This window comes from Siphonobacter aquaeclarae (assembly GCF_900103285.1).
Lineage (GTDB): Bacteria > Bacteroidota > Bacteroidia > Cytophagales > Spirosomataceae > Siphonobacter > Siphonobacter aquaeclarae.
Genome location: NZ_FNGS01000002.1, coordinates 64,877 through 80,197, shown reverse-complemented (window position 1 = coordinate 80,197; position 15,321 = coordinate 64,877). Strand labels below are relative to the sequence as shown.

General features: G+C 52.4%; 7 protein-coding genes. 5 read left to right on the top strand and 2 right to left on the bottom strand.

Annotated elements, in window-relative coordinates; genetic code table 11:
• Complete coding sequence (locus BLR09_RS03760) at nucleotides 1–1,635, bottom strand: T9SS type A sorting domain-containing protein (protein ID WP_093198005.1); 1,635 nt, start codon at nucleotides 1,633–1,635, stop codon at nucleotides 1–3.
• A gap of 110 nt (nucleotides 1,636–1,745) precedes the next feature.
• On the opposite strand from BLR09_RS03760, the gene BLR09_RS03755 reads away from it, so the two are divergent.
• The gene (locus BLR09_RS03755; protein WP_093198003.1) at nucleotides 1,746–2,180 is read left to right on the top strand and encodes a hypothetical protein; all 435 of its coding nucleotides are present in this window, start codon (nucleotides 1,746–1,748) and stop codon (nucleotides 2,178–2,180) included.
• 226 nt (nucleotides 2,181–2,406) lie between these two features.
• A complete protein-coding gene (locus tag BLR09_RS03750) occupies nucleotides 2,407–5,046 on the top strand; it encodes an alpha-L-rhamnosidase (protein WP_093198000.1) in 2,640 nt (879 codons plus the stop codon).
• Between the two features lie 53 nt (nucleotides 5,047–5,099).
• On the opposite strand, the gene BLR09_RS03745 is transcribed toward BLR09_RS03750, so the two are convergent.
• Complete coding sequence (locus BLR09_RS03745) at nucleotides 5,100–5,930, bottom strand: CvfB family protein (RefSeq protein WP_093197998.1); 831 nt, start codon at nucleotides 5,928–5,930, stop codon at nucleotides 5,100–5,102.
• A 704-nt stretch (nucleotides 5,931–6,634) separates the two neighbouring features.
• Between BLR09_RS03745 and BLR09_RS03740 the strand changes: the two genes are divergently transcribed.
• The 3 genes from BLR09_RS03740 to BLR09_RS03730 all read left to right on the top strand — a co-directional run bounded on the left by BLR09_RS03740 (nucleotide 6,635) and on the right by BLR09_RS03730 (nucleotide 15,310).
• Complete coding sequence (locus BLR09_RS03740; protein WP_394331397.1) at nucleotides 6,635–9,883, top strand: SusC/RagA family TonB-linked outer membrane protein; 3,249 nt, start codon at nucleotides 6,635–6,637, stop codon at nucleotides 9,881–9,883.
• A gap of 45 nt (nucleotides 9,884–9,928) precedes the next feature.
• Complete coding sequence (locus tag BLR09_RS03735; RefSeq protein WP_093197995.1) at nucleotides 9,929–11,677, top strand: RagB/SusD family nutrient uptake outer membrane protein; 1,749 nt, start codon at nucleotides 9,929–9,931, stop codon at nucleotides 11,675–11,677.
• A 78-nt stretch (nucleotides 11,678–11,755) separates the two neighbouring features.
• Complete coding sequence (locus BLR09_RS03730; protein ID WP_093197992.1) at nucleotides 11,756–15,310, top strand: VCBS repeat-containing protein; 3,555 nt, start codon at nucleotides 11,756–11,758, stop codon at nucleotides 15,308–15,310.
• Nucleotides 15,311–15,321: the final 11 nt, after the last annotated feature.

The window sequence follows — 15,321 nt, the reverse complement described above, 5'->3', positions numbered from 1 at the left end:
TTATCGGATAAGCAAACGTGAGGAGGCGTGGGTAGTGCCGTCGGAAATACGCACCACTACAAGGCCCGCCGGGAGGGAATAAGCCGACAGCGGCAGGTTTGTTACACCTGCGGCGAGCTGTACGGAAGTATCAAGCAGTACCTGTCCCGAAAGCGATACTACCTGAAGCCGCGCCAGCCTTGCGGCGGACGAGAATACTTCGGCTGTCAGATTACCCCGTCCCGGATTAGGATAGGGCTTGAGTGTGAGGACATTATTAGCCGTTTCCGGAATATCAAACGCACAAAGCAGCGTTTCATGCCCTTTCAGGGTGAGGGTCTGTTGCCAGGCGCCGTACCGTGCAGTTAATGTAGTGGTCTGATTATCAGAAGCGAAAGGTGCGTGGGCTGCGATCAGGATGCGGTTCCCCTTGACAACGCCCCGCCAGATCGGGTCGCGATCGGCGAAGTGATCCCGGGCAGATTTCGGTATGTAAATCGTTCCCCCGTCAAAAAAGTCTTTGAACTGCGACAGTCGGTAGAGGCCCTGAATGAAATACTCATACATGGCCAGGTTGTCGGTGGGATTGAAGTGTACCGGACTTTCCCATACCCAGATGCCTTTCGCCCCGGAAAAGAAGGGAAATATCGCGGTAGCTTCGGCCATCCAGTTGCGGATCGGTACGCCGTTGAGCGTGGAGGTATACCGCAGCCAGACAATCGGTATGATATCTTTTTTGCTCCAGGCTTTGTTGGCTTCGACCTGAAAAAGCAGGTAGGAGAGGTAATTCCCGGCAAACGGGCTCGGCGAATCGTAGAGGTAGTAGGCCGAGGGCAGCAGGAAGTCCTGGTAGTTGTAAAACGAGCCGCCGACGTTATTGGTCACCGTGTCTTTGGTCAGGTAGTGTACGCGGTCCGGGTTGGTCGTCCAGTCCTGCCACGAATTCCCGTCGACGTTGACGAAGGTATTCCGGATCGGCACATCTGCATAGGAGGTCAGCTTGACCGACGCCGGTAACCCGTTATCCCGCATGTACTTGAGAGGCGCTGCGTACAGATTTTGCATATCCCGCTGGTACCGGGTCAGAAAAGCTGCGTCTGGCAGGGCCGAATAGGGTGCCGGTACGAGGTTGCGCCGTTTCAGGCTGAGTATGCTGTCGTTGGTATTGTAATGCCGCTCGATATCAACCATGAGCATATCGGCATTCGGAAACGCCTTTCCCTGGGAATCTGAAAACAACGCAGCGAAGGAGCGCAGGTTTTCGGCCCATTTGTTCCGGTAAGCGTTCATGTTATTCGCCCAGGGAGATTCGATGGTTTCCCAGGGCTGACCAAGCCCGGTGGCAGTACCGTACCAGAGGATGGCCCGGTTTTGTGCCGGCAGCTGGGTGCCGTCAGTTCCTGAAAAATTGGCGAGGTGTGAAAAGCCTTTGCGGAGCGGCGTCTGGGAGGCGTCGTTTCCTCTCGGACCGCCGAAAATTACCTTGAAGGGAAGCGAAAAATCCGGAAATTTATTCCATTCAATGACGCCGTTGCCGGTCACGGGCTGGAAAGCAGGCGTCTCACAGGTCTGGGCCTGTATGCGGGCCGGAATCAGCGTCGGAGCGACCAGCAGGCAGGCAAAAATCAGCCGGGAAGAAAGCATTCGTGTATTCATGGGTCTGTACCGATCAAACAAAATAACATCCGTTTTTTGCCAGCGCAAAGGCAATTAGTAATTTTGTTTAGTCGTTACTGGCTGACGATCACCATCCTTCTCAATTGAAAATGATCCAAAAAATCTCTACAGGTTTTCTCGTGCTGGTGGTTCTTTTCCTGGCTTCATGCGGAAAAGACAAGGACCTGACGAAGTCGGAAGTACTCGTGAGCACTTCCTGGAAACTCTCCCGTGTGTCTAATCCCTCAGATGGAAAGACCATCGATCAATCGCGTCTCGGAGCTACTACTGTCAGTATTTTTCAGATGAATATTCAGTTTCGGGATAATAATATCGTCCGGGCTATGGGTCCTGACAACCAGATACTGAACGCCGGAACCTGGCAGCTGAGCAGCGACCAGACGGTTATGACCGTGGACATTACTGCCTTCAAGGGAGACTTCAAGGTAGTCGAACTGAAAAAAGGCAGCCTTATTCTGCAACAGTCCGGCGTACCGGTGGATGGCAAAAATCAATCTGCCAATCTGGAGTTCGTCGCTCTTTAGGTACTGACCGCATACAAAAACGAAGAGGCCGGGCAAGCTGTCCGGCCTCTTCGTTTTTGTATATCCGCGTTTGTTCTCGGCCGGAGGCATCCTGTACCATCCGGGTATGAACGTTGGTTGGTAGTTGCCTCTTATTTTTGGGGCCTGAATTGAAAATCCGCGGGCGTTTGTTTCCTGAAAACCGATAAACGGGAAGCCGCACAATCCCGGATAACCCTGAGCCTCTATGAAGTTTCCCCTCTATTTGCTGTTTCTCCCCGTCGCAGGTTTCGGGCAGGCCGTCCGGTTGCAGACAGAGTACCTGACAAATCCCATCGGGCTCGACGCGCTCCATCCGCGGCTGAGCTGGCAGCTCTCCGACAGCCGCCCCGGCGCCAGGCAGTCGGCGTATCAACTCATCGCCGGTACCGATTCCGCCGAAGTAGCTGCCGGAAAAGGCTCCGTCTGGCAGACGGGCAAGGTGCTGTCTGACCGCAACCGGGTTTCATACGCAGGAAAAACGTTACTCCCGTTTACGAAGTATTTCTGGAAAGTTTCGGTATGGGACAAAGACGGAAAGGTACTGCCGGGCGGATCGGTTGCCAGCTTCGAAACCGGTAATGGAAACGAATGGAAGGGGGCGTGGATCAGCGATTCGCGGGATGTAAAAACCCGGCCCGCACCCTATTTCCGGAAGACGTTCGATACGAAAAAGAAAATCCGTTCGGCCCGGGCGTACATCGCCGCGGGAGGGCTTTACGAGTTATTTCTCAACGGCGAAAAGATCGGCAACCACCGGCTGGATCCGATGTATACCCGCTTTGACCGGCGGACCCTTTATGTGACATATGATGTGACGCGCCAACTGAAGGAAGGAAAAAATGCCGTTGGCGTACTGCTCGGCAATGGTTGGTACAACCACCAATCTACCGCCGTCTGGTATTTTCACGAAGCCCCCTGGCGTAACCGCCCGGCGTTTTGCCTGGACCTGCGGGTGACGTATGAGGATGGAACGACCGAGACCATTTCAACCGACAAAACCTGGAAAACGGCACTCAGTCCGATTATTTTCAATAGCATATATACCGCGGAGCATTGCGACTCCCGTAAAGAATTGCCAGGCTGGAATACGGCGTCATTTGACGACAAAGGCTGGAAAGAAGTGATTTACCGCGCTGCGCCGTCGACACACGTCGTAGCTCAGGCATTACACCCGATCCGCAACGTGGAGGAGGTTCGGACGCGCAACCTGACGAGACTGAATGATACTACCTGGGTTTTTGACCTGGGACGGACGATCTCGGGGGTCTCTCGTTTTCGTGTGAGCGGTCCTGCAGGCAGCATTATTCGTTTGAAACACGCCGAGCGCCTGTATCCGGACGGTCGTGCAGACATGTCCAACATCGATGTCCACTACCGGCCGACGGACGATACCGATCCGTTTCAGACCGATATTTTTATCCTCAACGGGAAAGGAGAGCAGTCTTTTATGCCTTCCTTCAGTTACAAAGGGTTTCAGTATGTGGAAGTCACCGCGCCGAGGGAGACGGAACTTCGCCCCGAAAACCTGACCGGCTACTTCATGCACAGCGACGTGCCGGCGGTGGGTACGGTTCGCTCGTCGAACCCGACACTTGACAAGATCTGGTGGGCGACGAATAACTCTTATCTCTCCAATCTGTTCGGATATCCGACGGACTGCCCGCAGCGGGAAAAGAACGGCTGGACCGGCGACGCGCACATTGCCGTGGAGACGGGTCTTTATAGTTTCGACGGTATTACTGTCTACGAAAAATGGCTGGGCGATCACCGGGATGAACAACAACCCAATGGCGTGCTGCCCGCCATCATACCTACCAGCGGATGGGGATATGAGTGGGCGAACGGGCCGGATTGGACGAGTACCATTGCCCTCATTCCCTGGAATTTATACCTGTTTTACGGCGACACGCAGCCGCTGGCCGACAACTACGACAACCTGCGCCGGTACGTCGATCATATTGCGGACCTTGCTCCGGACGGACTGACCTCCTGGGGATTGGGAGACTGGGTGCCGGTGAAATCAAAGTCGCCGGTAGAGCTGACGTCTTCAGTCTATTATTTTGTCGATGCGACGATCCTCGCCCGTGCTGCGGGAATACTCGGAAAGACAGCTGACCAGGTCCGGTACGCGGCGCTGGCCGAAAAAATCCGCCAGGCGGTCAACGCAAAGTACCTCAACCGAGAGACCGGTATGTACGGCAGCGGACTGCAAACCGAGCTCAGCGTACCCTTACAGTGGGGGCTGGTGCCGGAGGAACTGAAAGCGAAGGTTGCGGCGAACCTGGCAAAGCGTGTTGAAGCCGACGGCAAGGCCATCGATGTCGGCCTGCTCGGAACCAAAGCGATCCTCAACGCGCTCAGCGAAAACGGGTATGCCGACCTGGCTTATGCCCTGGCCTCGCGGGAGACGTTCCCATCCTGGGGCTGGTGGATCAAAAACGGCGCAACGACGCTGTATGAAAACTGGCCGATTGATGCAAAGTCAGATATATCCCTGAACCACATCATGTTCGGAGAAATCGGCGCATGGATTTACAAAGGCCTGGGAGGCATCAAGCCGGATCCGCAGCACCCCGGATTCCGGAATGTGCTGCTGGAGCCGAATTTCGTCAGCGGGCTGGAGCATTTCGAGGCACAGCACGAAGGACCTTACGGAACCATCCGGTCGGCGTGGAAGCGCACAGGCACTGCTGTTTCCTATGATGTCTCGATTCCCGCCAACAGCACGGCTACGCTGACGCTTCGCGGAAAAAAACGCATCCTTCAGGATGGCCGGGAGCAAAAGCCTGACGCGCAGGGGAAGCTCCGCCTCATGGCCGGGACCTATCACTTCACGGTGGAATAAGGATACGCCGGAGGAAACAAAAAAGGTGGTCTTCCCGGGACCACCTTTTTTCGTTAGAGAAGCCGGATGCCGTCGTCCTCTATCCGGATGATCTTTTCCCGGTAGAGTGCGCCAACGGCCTTTTTGAAGTTCTTTTTGCTCATGCCGAGCTCGGCATAAATCTGCGCCGGATCGCTGCTGTCGGTGAGCGGGAGAAAGCCATCGCGGCTTTTTACGGCTTCCAGGACTTTTTCTGTATTCTGATCGATGTTCCGGGCGTAGCCGAGGGGTTGCAGGGACAGGTCGATGGCCTTGTCCGGACGGACCAACTTGATGTAGCCCGTCACCCGCTCGCCGATCCGCACCGGCCGGAAAACCTCGTTAAAATAGATCAGGCCACGGTAGTGGTTGTCGATGATGGCGTTGTAGCCGAGGTCAGACCGCTCGTAAATCAGCAGGTCCACCTGCTGGCCTCCCTGATATGGAATCCGGTCGTATTCGAGGTACTGTCCGACTTTCGCCGTCGCGATCAGGCGGTCGGTTTCCACGTCGGGAACGACGCAGACCACTACTTCGTCTCCTTCCCTGACCGGGCGGGATTGCTCGGAAAGAGGAAGCAGCAGGTCTTTTTCCAGGCCCCAGTCCAGAAACGCGCCGAAAGGGGCGATCGCTGTTACCTTCAATAGCCCGAATTCGTATAGTTCGAGCGCAGGCTGAAGGGTGGTGGCGATGAGGCGGTCTTCCGAATCACGGTAGACGAAGACGTTGACGGCGTCTCCTTCTGCCAGTCCTTCCGGAATGTATTTGTTGGGGAGCAGCACTTCGTCGCGGCCATCTCCGAGGAACATGCCGGGAGGCGTCAGGCGCAGTGCGGTCAGGGTATTTCTTTTTCCTAAGTGAATCATATGTAATGCAAAGGTCTGAAAAGATCGGGAGGTTTGGCGCGTTTGCCGGTAATTCCCCGGCAGGATCCGCGCATTGCGTATAGGTTTTTCCGTTCAATAGGGTGAGATACTTAACCAGTTTCAGGTAGTTGCCTGGAAGAAAACAAAGATCAATTAGGCTTTTTAACTTATAGAAAAGAAATGATAAGCCTTGGGAAGGTGGGGAAAAGCCGGACAATCCGGGTGTGTAACGTTCGGATTTTTTAGGATTATTGGAGCAGCCCTGATTCGTATGCAGACAGCCGGAAATGCGACCAAATCCGATTTTATGACTGGTAATGAAGAAAATGGCGCGCCGGAGTTGGAAATTTTAAGACGAATGAATCACTTGGATACAATAAATTTTATTGGATTATTCCGATATTTTCTGAAATAATACAAAAATCAATCAAAATGCTCATTCTAAACCGAAAAAATTATTTAAATACTTGATTTTCAGATAATTGAATGATTTATAATCGATACTATTTCAACAAATACTAATACACTAACCAGTCCGGAATATCCCCGGTTTTATAGAAAGAAAGGCAGAAAAATTCCTTAAATAGACCTATTATAGTTAAATAAAATCTTGAATAAAGACACTTTGGTCCTTTGAAATCATCCGGAAAGGCGATAGAATTGTCTGTTTTTTGAACAAAACCTATACACTTATTCTTCCAATTATGATGAAAAATCTCTACCATGTATGGAGGGGTTCCGTTGTCATGACGTTACTTCTCTTCCTGGGGGTGGTGGGTATGTTGTCTGCTCAGGACAGACGCATCACCGGAAAGGTTTCAGATGCCGCCGGGCAGCCGGTTCCCGGAGCGAGCATCCTAGTCAAAGGCACCAACCTGGGGGCCAATACCGGAGCTTCCGGCGACTATTCCCTGACGATAAAAAGCAACGATGCAGTATTGATTGTTTCGGCGATCGGTTACAAGACAACCGAAGTCACTGTAGGCGTGCAGACGCGCGTCGACGTTACGCTGGAAGAGCAGGCATCAGCCCTGAACGAAGTCGTGGTGACGGGCTATACGACGGATAGCCGCCGGGAAACAACCGGCGCCGTCTCCACCGTCAAAACCAAGGATCTGACCGTAACGCCCTCCGGAAACGTCGAGCAGCAATTGCAGGGCCGCGTGGCCGGGGTGACTGTTATCACGAACGGGCAGCCGGGTACAACGAGCCAGGTGCGGGTGCGCGGGTTTGGCTCTTTTGGCGGAAACGAGCCTCTCTATGTGGTTGACGGGGTGCCTATTCAGAACACGGACTTCCTGAATCCGAACGATATCGAATCGACTACCGTCCTGAAGGACGCGGCTTCTGCTTCCATTTACGGTGCCCGAGCCGCATCAGGGGTGATTATTTATACCACCAAAAAAGGAAGTCGTCAGGCAAGAAAACTCTCGATTACATACGATGGCCTTTTTGGCGTAACGGATCCCGGACATGGACAAAAAATGATGAATCCGACGGATTTTGCCAATTGGACATGGAATGCCTTTCGGAACAGCGGCTGGAAAGTAGGGGATAAGGAGTGGACGCACCCCCAATTTGGTTCAGGTGCCAACCCGGTGATTCCGGACTATTTGATGGTTGGTAAAGATTTCGGTGTAGTTGGCACAATTGATCTGGCTGCTGAAAAAGCGAAATACAACCTCGACTTTGATAAAGGAGATATTTATCAGGTTGTAGCGGCGAACAAGCAGGGAACGGATTGGTATAAGGCTATTACGAGAACTGCACCGATGATGCGTCACTCGCTGGGATTTTCTGGTGGTACTGAGTCAAGTCGCTATTTCGTAGGCCTCGGTATTCAGAACCAGTCAGGTATTCTGACATATAACGATTTTAAAAGATACACGATCCGCGCGAACTCAGAATTTGACATAACCCGAAATCTTCGTTTTGGAGAGAATTTCCAGGTTACTTATCGGCAGGTGCTGGGGATGTCCGGTGGGAATGGCGGACAAGGTGTTTCAGCTGATGAAAATGATATTTTATCTGCTTTTCGGATGCCGTCTATTATTCCTGTTTATGACGTATTCGGGGGGTATGCTGGTACAGCGGCCAAGGGATTTAATAATCCCCGGAATCCCGTTGCATCACGGGATGGACAGAAAGACAACAGGGGCTTTAATGGCAGCGGTTTCGGGAACATGTACCTTGAATATGACCCTATTCCCAGCCTGACCCTTCGGAGCAGCATTGGTGGTAATTACAATAATTATGCAAGCTGGTATTATTCGCGCCGGCAATATGAGAACTCCGAAAACAATTCGGCCTTTGGTTATGGTGAAACCTGGGGGTTCCTGTACTCCTGGACCCTTACCAATACGGCTAACTTCAAAAAGCAGTTTGGGTTCCATAATGTTGATCTGCTTGTTGGCCAGGAGGCTTTGAACACGGGAATCATGAGGGAAAATGGAAGCTCCGGCCAAAATCCGGCGTCGAACGACATTAACTACATCAACATGACAAATGTGTCTTCCCGTGTAGTTAACAGCGTTCTTGACAAGGGAGCTACATTTTATTCATTATTTGGCCGGGCCAAGTATTCGTTCAGAGACGGACGCTATGTCGTTACGGCATTGGTACGCCGGGACGGCTCATCTAAGTTTGCCAAAGCAAACCGCTATGGTGTATTTCCTGCGTTCTCTGCTGCCTGGCGAATTTCAGACGAACCTTTCCTGAAGAACGTTTCGTTCTTGTCGGATTTGAAAATTCGTGGTGGATGGGGTATTATGGGGAATTCCAATAACGTGACTCCGACAAACCAATACTCCAAGTATAATACAGCGCTGGGACAGTCTGTATACGATATTAACGGCACCAACTCAAAGGTGGTTGAAGGGTTCTACCGCTCTCAAATCGGTAACTCCTCCGCAAAATGGGAAAGTAGTATTACGTCTAACATCGGCTTTGACGCAACACTTTTCAACGGCAAGCTCGACGTCATTTTTGATGTCTGGAAGAAAGACACAAAGGACCTCCTGTATCAGGTGCCGATTACAGCCGAAGTGGGATACGCAGCTTCCGTTCCTTCTGTAAATGCCGGACGAATGGTTAACTCGGGAGTTGATATCCAATTGATCAACAAAGGCCAGATCACCAGGGATCTGTCTTATGAGGTAAACGTTACAGGAGGGTGGATCAAAAACAAGATCACATCGCTGAAAGACGACCAACAATACCTGACTACGATCAATCCCGGCTTCCGCGGGATTAACCCCATCAGAAATCAAATCGGATACTCTATTTCTTCATTCTATGGTTATAAAGTAACCAACCTTTTCCGTGATAAGGCTGAGGTTGACGGAGCCGCAAAACAGGATGGCGCAGGTCCTGGAAGATTCCGGTATGCCGACCTGAATGGAGATGGAGTTATAAACGCGGATGACCGCACTTTTTTGGGAAGTCCGGTTCCTAAGTTTGTTGGTGGGCTTAATCTGACTTTGCGTTATAAAAACTTTGATCTGGTGACTTACCTGTATAGCTCTATTGGGAACAAGGTATTCAACGTTTCGAAGTGGTTTACTGATTTTTATCCGTCTTTCGCAGGAGCGGCAATTAGTGAACGCGTAAAGAATTCTTGGTCAACGAGCAACCTTGGCGCTACTACGCCAATTTTTGAAAGCGCCTCGAACTTTAGTACTAATACGCAATCGAGCTCTTTTTATGTGGAGGATGGTTCCTATCTCCGGATGCAGAATGTGACGCTGGGGTACACTTTTCCAAAATCCTTGTTGAATCGTATTAAAATGGAAAAGCTACGCTTATTTGTTTCCACTAATAACCTGTTTACAATCACAAAATATCATGGTCTTGACCCGGCTGTTGGTGGAAACGCAGATACCAATTTCGGTATTGATGTAGGAAACTATCCCGTCACGCGTAGCTGGACAGGAGGATTAAACATCGCATTCTGATAGTGGCAGAGGGTGTCAAACATTCATTCTGATCGAGACCATACAATGAGAAATAGAGCAAAACAACAAATCCTGATAACTGTTCTCGTCTTCACGGGAGCGTTAACAGTTTTATCCTGTAAGGATAAATTTCTGGAGGTACCAGTAACCGGGTCACTTCAGGAGTCACAATTGCTGACGACAAAGTCGCTGGATGGATTATTGATAGCGACATACGCTCAGGTAAACGGCCGGGGCAACCGGATGGCAAGCCCTTCGAACTGGGTATGGGGAAGCATTCGGGGGGGCGACGCAAACAAAGGGACTGACCCGGGCGACTACAGCGATATTAATCCTATTCAACGATTCGAGACATTGCCCACCAGTGGGGTTGTTTCCGATAAATGGAATGGATTGTACGAGGGGGTTGCGCGATCCAATGGCGTATTGAGAACGATGGCAAAGGCGGGATCAGCTATTCCTGCCGAGGACCAGAAGCGGATTTCCTCCGAAACACGATTCCTGCGCGGGCACTTTTATTTTGAGCTGAAGCGTGAGTTTGATAAGACACCCTATGTTGACGAAACGGTGGATTATCAAGCCGGGATTGAGAAAGTGACCAATGACGCTGATCTCTGGCCAAAAATCGAAGCTGATTTCAAGTTCGCTTACGACAATCTCCCGGAAACACAGAGCCAGGTTGGTCGGGTCAACAAATGGGCCGCAGCAGCCTATTTAGCGAAGGTGTATATGTATCAGTCTAAGTTTGCCGAAGCCAAGGCGCTTTATGATCTTATCATCGCAAAGGGACAAACCAGTAATGGAAAGAAATATGCTTTGGTGCCCAAATACGCGGATATCTTCAAAGCTTCGAATGATAATAACGAAGAATCTGTGTGGGCTTTTCAGGCCGCTGTCAATACCGGTAGTGTAAATAATGCCAACCCGGAATTTGACCTCAACTTTCCCTATAACACGGGAGCAAACGGTCCCGGGAACTGTTGCGGATTCTTTCAGCCGAGCTTCGAATTGGGTAATTCTTTCCGGACGGATGCGAAAGGTCTGCCTTTGCTCGATGGCAGCTATAACCAGACGGCTAACGAGCTGAAGACTGACATGGGACTTGAATCAAAGCAGCCATTTACCCCTGATGCCGGAAACGTCGACCCCCGCCTCGACCACTCCATCGGCCGCCGGGGTATTCCCTTCCTTGACTGGCAGGATTTTCCCGGAAAAGACTGGATCCGGAACCAGGCCAACGGCGGTCCGTATTCCCCGAAAAAGTACATGTACTACAAGTCTGATGTAGGCTCGCTGCAGGACAACAGCTCCTGGACGCCCGGTTACACAGCGATTAACTATACGGTGATCCGCTTTGCCGATGTGTTGCTGATGGCTGCAGAGGCAGAAGTGGAAGTAGGTTCGCTGGCAACAGCTCAGAGCTACGTCAACATGGTCCGCAAGCGTGCGGCTAATGCTGATGGCTTCGTCAAGCGGTCTTCCGGAGACCCGGCTGCAAAATACGTCATTGGTACCTATGACGCGGCCTGGACCGACAAGGCCGCTGCACGTGCGGCTGTGCGTTTCGAACGGAAACTCGAACTTTCCGGCGAAGGCCACCGGTTCTTTGACCTCGTTCGCTGGAAAACCGTCGGAACGGACGTCAACGCCTACCTGACCTACGAAGGCACGAAGCTCTCCGGAGCGCTGGGCGGGGCCAAGTTTACAGCCGGCAAACACGAACACTCACCGATTCCGCAGGGTCAGATTGACCTCCAGGGCAAGGATGTCCTCAAGCAGAATCCGGGTTACTGATAGCCGAAATTTTTTGCAGACCCCGTACCCGAACCGGGTGCGGGGTCTGTATATTGTTGACAGAATATAACCTGATACATGATGAAACGACTCGGAGCCGCTGCAGGCTTTCTGTCACTGCTTGCCCTGTTGTCTTCGTGCGACCAGACCCTGTTCCAGTCCCTTCCCGCGGCGGATACCGGTATCACCTTCGCCAACCGGATTGCGGAAAACGATTCGATCAACGTACTGGATTTTGAGTACACGTACAATGGCAGCGGAGTAGCCCTCGGGGATTTTAACAACGACGGCTGGCAGGACGTATACTTCACAGGGAACCAGGTGCCAAACCGCCTCTACCTCAATAGGAAGGAGATGAAGTTTGAGGACGTGACTGCTGCGGCAGCGGTTGAAGGCAAAGGAAAATGGTGCTCCGGCGTCGCCGTAGTAGACATCAATGCAGACGGCTGGCAGGACCTCTACGTCTGCGCGACCGTCAGTAAAAGTCCCGAACGGCGCGAAAACCTCCTCTATGTCAACCAGGGATGTCAACCAGGCGGAACGCCGGTCTTCCGGGAAATGGCCCGTGAATATGGCATCGCTGACAACGGACATTCCACCAACGCCGTCTTTTTTGATTACGATAATGACGGAGACCTCGATCTCTACGTCCTCACCAATGAAATGGAGCCCGAGCGGCATCCGAATAATTTCCATGAAAAGATCAGAGACGGATCTTCCCCCAAAACAGACCGTCTGTACAGAAATAACGGCGTAGACCCGGCTTTAAAACACCCGGTTTTTGCCAATGTTTCGAAAGAAGCCGGTATCACCATAGAAGGGTACGGACTGGGAATCAACGTCTGCGACATCAACCAGGATGGCTGGAAAGATGTATATGTGACGAACGACTACCTCACCAACGACCTGCTCTGGATTAACAACCGCAACGGTACGTTTACCGACCGCTCGGCTGACTACCTCAAGCATACCTCCAGCTCAGCGATGGGCAACGATATTTCGGACATCAACAACGATGGATTGCCCGATATCATCGCCCTTGATATGCTTCCGGAAGACAACTACCGGAAGAAAATGTTCCTCAATCCGCTGAGCTATCAGACATACATCAACAACGAACTCTTTCATTATCAGTATCAATATGTCCGGAATACCCTTCAGCTGAACCAGGGGCTGATTCCGGAAACGCCGGACCGGAAGCGTCCCGTTTTCTCCGAAATCGCCTTATTGGCCGGAATCGCGGAGACCGACTGGAGCTGGGCGCCGCTGGTAGCCGATTTTGATCAGGACGGATACCGGGATATTATCGTTACGAACGGGTATCCGAAAGACATTACCGATCATGATTTTGTCGCCTACCGCGGTGACGTAGGTTCCGTCGCTTCCTCGACCCAACTGATGGAGATGATCCCGCAGGTGAAGCTGCGGCATTATGCCTTTCATAACAACCGCGACCTGACGTTTTCCAATAAGGCGCAGGAGTGGGGGATGAAGGAATCGAGTTTTTCTTCCGGCGCTTCTTATGGGGATCTCGACAACGACGGAGACCTCGACTGGATCGTGAGTAACATCAACGATTCAGCTTTCGTCTACCGCAACAACCTGATTGAGAGCGGCGCGAAGGATAGTCATTTTCTGCGGGTGAAATTCCGCGGCGAAGGACAGAACCCGATGGGCCTGGGTGCGAAGGTGGAAATCCGGTATGGGCAAAATGAGCACCAGGTCTATGAGCATACGATTTACCGCGGATACCTTTCGACCGTCGAAGCCGCGGCGCATTTCGGTCTAGGAAAGGAAACAAAGATCGCCTCCGTGCTCATCACCTGGCCTAACGGCCGCAGCCAGGAGTTGCGCGACGTATCGGCGGATCAGGTACTCACGGCAGACATCCGACAGGCCCGGGAAATCCGTTTTCCGGAAAAAGAAGTAGCACCCCTCTTTGCTGCCGTCACCGATAGTTTACCCTACCGGCATACCGAGCGGGATTACATCGATTTCAACGTCCAGAAAACCATTCCGCATAAACTTTCCCAGTATGGTCCGTCCATTGCCGTGGGGGATGTAAACGGCGACGGGCTCGACGATTTCTTTCTGGGCGGCTCGCGCCGGGAGCGCGGCGTGTTTCTCCTCCAGAAAAAGGGCGGCGGATTCGATCGGCAGGAGCTTACTGCCGACCCCATCGGGGAGGCAAAAATATCGGAAGACGCCGGTTCGCTTCTTTTTGACGCCGACGGCGACGGAGACCTGGATCTCTATGTCGTCAGCGGTGGATATGAAGGGAAAGAAGGCGCGCCCGCTTTTCAGGACCGGTTTTACCGGAACGACGGAAAAGGGCAGTTTACCCTTGATCCTTTGGCGGTTCCGACAGAAACCGAGAGCGGGTCGTGTGTGAAAGCCGGAGATTTTGACCGGGACGGAGATCTTGATCTTTTTGTCGGGGGAAGAGTCGTTCCGGAACAGTACCCGCGCCCTTCGGCAAGTAAACTGCTGCGGAATGACTCCAAAGGCGGGCAGGTAAAGTTTACCGATGTAACGGCGAAAATAGCGCCTGCGCTCGTGCGCCCCGGCATGGTATGCGACGCCGTCTGGACCGATACCGATCAGGACGGCTGGCCCGAACTGCTTCTGGCCGGGGAGTTCATGCCGCTGACGCTTTTCCAGAATAAAAAGGGCGTTTTTACCAAATCTGACAAAACCGGACTGGAAAAATATGCAGGTTGCTGGAACTCGCTGACCGCCGGTGATTTCGACAACGACGGAGATATGGATTATATCGCCGGAAACCTGGGTCTTAATTCCCTGCTCCGGGCGTCGGATGCCCGTCCGATTGGCCTGTATGCCAAGGATTTCGATGGGAATGGCAGCTATGACGTAGTTCCGACGGTGTTTTACCGCGAAAAGGAAAACGGCAACTACCTGGAGTATCCCTATCATGTCCGGGACGACATGGTCAAACAGATGATCGGAACCCGCGCCAAAGCGCCGAATTATAAGACATACGCAGGGTTGACGGTCGACAAGCTCCTCACACCCGAAGAGCGGAAAGATATGCTGGAGTTGCATGCCAACTACCTGCAAACCAGCTTTGTACGGAATAACGGCGACGGCACGTTTACCGTAACGCCTTTGCCGGTACAAGCCCAGTTTGCGCCGGTCAACGGGATGATTACCGACGATTTTAACGGAGATGGAAAGCTGGATATCCTATTGGCGGGGAACGACTTCGGAAACGAATTGCTCGTCGGGCGGTATGACGCCATGAACGGCCTGCTGCTGACGGGTGACGGGAAAGGGCAGTTTATCGCCGTGTCGCTTCCGCAGAGTGGTATCTGGATTCCGGGAGATGCCAAGGGGCTGGTCCGGTTTACGGATGCGCAGGGCCGGTATTGTGTCGCGGCGTCGCAGAACCTCGGAAAACTGCTCTGTTTCAAGCTGGCGGGAGCCGCGAAGGCCGTCCGGTTTGCCCCGGGGGAGCAGTCGGCCGTCCTGACCTTTGCCGACGGCAGCCGGCGGCGGGTCGAAAACAGTCCTTCTTTTTATTCGCAATCCGCGCCCATGACGCTCGTATCGGGCGGGGTGCGGGCAGTTGAATTTTTCTCCGGGAAAGGGACCTCCCGGAAAGTAACCCTGTAAACCTGACGTTC

What these genes read in the sequence shown, in the direction of transcription:
- BLR09_RS03760 (WP_093198005.1), bottom strand. Translation starts at nt 1,635, where the DNA reads ATGAATACACGAATGCTTTCTTCCCGGCTGATTTTTGCCTGCCTGCTG.
- BLR09_RS03755 (WP_093198003.1), top strand. Translation starts at nt 1,746, where the DNA reads ATGATCCAAAAAATCTCTACAGGTTTTCTCGTGCTGGTGGTTCTTTTC.
- BLR09_RS03750 (WP_093198000.1), top strand. Translation starts at nt 2,407, where the DNA reads ATGAAGTTTCCCCTCTATTTGCTGTTTCTCCCCGTCGCAGGTTTCGGG.
- BLR09_RS03745 (WP_093197998.1), bottom strand. Translation starts at nt 5,930, where the DNA reads ATGATTCACTTAGGAAAAAGAAATACCCTGACCGCACTGCGCCTGACG.
- BLR09_RS03740 (WP_394331397.1), top strand. Translation starts at nt 6,635, where the DNA reads ATGATGAAAAATCTCTACCATGTATGGAGGGGTTCCGTTGTCATGACG.
- BLR09_RS03735 (WP_093197995.1), top strand. Translation starts at nt 9,929, where the DNA reads ATGAGAAATAGAGCAAAACAACAAATCCTGATAACTGTTCTCGTCTTC.
- BLR09_RS03730 (WP_093197992.1), top strand. Translation starts at nt 11,756, where the DNA reads ATGATGAAACGACTCGGAGCCGCTGCAGGCTTTCTGTCACTGCTTGCC.